Here is a 3,306-nt window from a genome sequence, read left to right as displayed (position 1 = left end):
TCCTTAAGAAACTAAAAAAATAAATGGACGAGAGCGAGGAAAACTCACTCACGTCCATTCGCGGTGGATGATTTAGTTGGCACCCCAACATTTGACAAAGAGCCTAAAAAGAAGCACTGTTCCGAGGAACAGTGCTTTTTATATGCAAAAACTTATTCGTTCAGCCAGCGGCGCACATCGTCTTCGGCATCCTGAACGGTCGAACCTAAAATAGCCAGGTGCGACCCCAGCACGGCCTTGGGGCAAAGTTCATGGATGTCTTCCAGACTGCGGCCGATACCGCTCCCTTCATGGGTGCAGAAAGGATAGATGGTTTTGCCGGAAAAATCGTGATTTTCTAAGAAGGTCCACAGGGCCATAGGCATGGTTCCGCACCAATTGGGATAGCCGAGAAAGATGAGATCGTAACCGCTGATATCGTCAAGATCCTTTGATAAGGCCGGCCGAAGCCTCTTTTCCCATTCATGGCGGGCCAGGGAGACCGTTTCTTTATACTCATGAGGATAGACGGCTGCTGCCCGGATATGAAAGAGGTCCCCGCCGGTCATGCGGCCGATCATCTTAGCCGCCTGCTCCGTATTACCAACCTTAAGATTGACAATCTTACCGCTGACATAATTCATACCGGCATGTGAAAAATAAGCAATGAGACATTTTTTCCCCTTATAATCCATAGACAGGTCACTCCTCCCGGCTCGATGGGCCTAAAAATACTGATTATAATTTCATTATACGGCAAAACGATAAGCTGTTCAATCACTATCATAAATGGAAGCCATTTCATTTTCTCATGCCTGCCGCCCTCCCCTTACCTTTCCAATGTCCATATAATGTAGTAAAATAAAGGAGCTAACAGATTTTTACTATCAACGAACATAAGGAGGTCCATTTATGGCTCACGTAAATGAAAACTACTTGAAACTCCCCGGAAATTACCTCTTTGCGACGATTGCAAAGAAAGTAGAAGCTTACTCCAAAGCACATCCGGAAGCGAATATCATCCGTCTCGGCATCGGCGACGTCACCCGTCCCCTGGCATCGGCCATCATCGACGCCATGCATAAAGCCGTCGACGAAATGGGCAAAGCCGAAACCTTCCGCGGCTACGGTCCGGAACAGGGCTATGACTTCCTCCGCCAAGCCATCATCGACGGTGACTATAAAACACGGGGCATCGACCTCGATCTTGACGAAGTCTTCGTCGGTGACGGTGCGAAAACGGATGTTGCCTGCATCCAGGAAATCTTCGGCAGTGACCTCAAATTCGCCGTAGCCGATCCGGTCTACCCGGTCTACCTCGACTCCAACGTCATGTGCGGCCATACGGGCGAATGGAATGCCGAAAAGGGCATCTATGACGGCGTCGTCTACCTTCCCTGCACGCCGGAAAACGGTTTCAAAGCCGTACCGCCGACGGAAAAAGTCGACATCGTCTACCTCTGCAACCCTTCCAACCCGACAGGCACGGCCATGAGCAAAGAAGAACTGGCAAACTGGGTCGCAGCGGCAAAGAAAAATAACTTCATCATCATCTATGACTCGGCCTATGAAACGTACATCACTGAACCGGACGTTCCTCACAGCATCTTTGAAGTCGAAGGGGCCAAAGAAGTCGCCATCGAACTGCGCTCCTACTCCAAATGTGCCGGCTTCACGGGCACCCGCTGCTCCTACGTCGTCGTTCCCCACGCCTGCACGGCTTATAAAAAAGACGGCACGGCCGTCGAACTCAATCCCTTGTGGAACCGTCGTCAGTGCACCTTCTTCAACGGCACACCGTACATCGTCCAGCGCGCTGCCGAAGCTTACTACAGCCCGGAAGGCCAGAAACAGTGCCTGGCTGACGTCAAGTACTACATGGAAAATGCCCACATCATCCGCGACGGCCTGACCAAAGCCGGTTTCACCGTCTACGGCGCTACCAACTCGCCGTACGCCTGGGTACAGACACCGAACGGCATGAAGAGCTGGGACTTCTTTGATCTCCTCCTCGAAAAAGCCCACGTCGTAACGACACCGGGTTCGGGCTTTGGCCCCCACGGCGAAGGCTACCTCCGCCTGACGGCCTTCGGCACCAAAGAAAATACGATTGAAGCCGTCAACCGCATCGCTAATTTAAATTTATTCAAATAAAGGTGGTTTAACCATTGAGTACAAATTTGGAAGTAGGCATCGTCGGCTTGCCGAATGTCGGTAAGAGCACCCTTTTCAATGCCATTACCAAAGCCGGCGCAGAAGCGGCAAACTATCCCTTCTGCACGATTGAACCGAACGTCGGTATCGTAGAAGTACCGGATCCGCGCATCCAGGTCCTGACCGACATGTATAACCCGAAGAAAACGATTCCCGCCGTCATGCGTTTCGTCGATATCGCAGGCCTTGTCGCCGGCGCCTCCAAGGGCGAAGGTCTGGGCAACAAATTCCTCAGCCATATCCGTGAAACCGACGCCATCGCCGAAGTCGTCCGCTGCTTTGAAGATTCAAACATCACCCACGTCGACGGCTCCATCGACCCCATTCGCGATATCGAAACGATCAATACCGAGCTCTGCCTGGCAGACTTGGAAACGGTGCAGAAACGGGCCGACCGCATCGCCAAAGTCGCCCAGTGCGGCGATAAAGAAGCCAAGGCCGAATACGACGTCCTGAAAAAAGTTCTCGCCTGCCTTGAAAACGGCGAACCGGCCCGCAAAGCAGGCCTTACCAAGGACGACTTGCCTCAGGTTAAAGACCTCAATCTCCTGACCTTGAAGCCCATCATCTACATTGCCAACGTCGCTGAAGATGAAGCCGGCAATCCCGACGCCAACCCCAATGTCAAGCGCGTCGAAGAATACGCCGCCCAAGAAGGGGCTCAGGTCGTCGCCGTTTCAGCTAAAATCGAAGCCGAAATCGCCGAACTTCCGGCCGACGAAGCCGCCGTCTTCTTAGAAGAACTGGGACTCCCCGAATCGGGTCTCGATAAGCTCATCAAAGCCAGCTATGCCCTCTTAGGCCTGATCAACTTCTTTACGGCCGGTGCCGACGAAGTCCGGGCCTGGACCATCGTCAACGGCACGAAAGCCCAGAAAGCTGCCGGCAAGATCCACACCGACATCGAACGGGGCTTCATCCGCGCTGAAATCGTTTCCTACGACGACCTCATCGCCTGCGGCAGCGAACAAGGTGCCAAAGAAAAGGGCCTCGTCCGCCTGGAAGGAAAGGATTACATCATGAAAGACGGCGATGTAACCTACTTCCGCTTCAACGTCTGATCAACTGGTAATATCTTACAACCTCTGAAATACGAATCAAAACCACCAGTTT

Annotated in this window: 3 protein-coding genes; 2 read left to right on the top strand and 1 reads right to left on the bottom strand. The window is 52.5% G+C overall.

The genetic code is table 11. The features are described 5' to 3' along the window. Positions 1-152: 152 nt before the first annotated feature. Entirely contained in the window at positions 153-674 is a 522-nt protein-coding gene (locus A0U42_RS10430; protein ID WP_044503216.1) for a flavodoxin, read from the bottom strand. A gap of 217 nt (positions 675-891) precedes the next feature. Between A0U42_RS10430 and A0U42_RS10425 the strand changes: the two genes are divergently transcribed. Together A0U42_RS10425 and ychF are read left to right on the top strand one after the other, a co-directional pair. Next, positions 892-2,133, top strand: a complete 1,242-nt coding sequence (locus A0U42_RS10425; protein WP_065360923.1) for an LL-diaminopimelate aminotransferase — start codon at positions 892-894, stop codon at positions 2,131-2,133. 14 nt (positions 2,134-2,147) lie between these two features. Next, entirely contained in the window at positions 2,148-3,254 is a 1,107-nt protein-coding gene (ychF, locus tag A0U42_RS10420) for a redox-regulated ATPase YchF (RefSeq protein ID WP_065360922.1), read from the top strand. The last annotated feature ends 52 nt before the right edge of the window (positions 3,255-3,306 follow it).

Source organism: Megasphaera sp. DISK 18 (genome assembly GCF_001682955.1).
Classification (GTDB): domain Bacteria; phylum Bacillota; class Negativicutes; order Veillonellales; family Megasphaeraceae; genus Megasphaera; species Megasphaera massiliensis.
Note: the sequence above shows the minus strand (reverse complement) of the source record. Positions and strands in the feature narration are given on the sequence as shown.

Bases quoted from the DNA above. Each gene is read 5' to 3' on its own strand.
- A0U42_RS10430 (WP_044503216.1), bottom strand. From the start codon at position 674: ATGGATTATAAGGGGAAAAAATGTCTCATTGCTTATTTTTCACATGCC.
- A0U42_RS10425 (WP_065360923.1), top strand. From the start codon at position 892: ATGGCTCACGTAAATGAAAACTACTTGAAACTCCCCGGAAATTACCTC.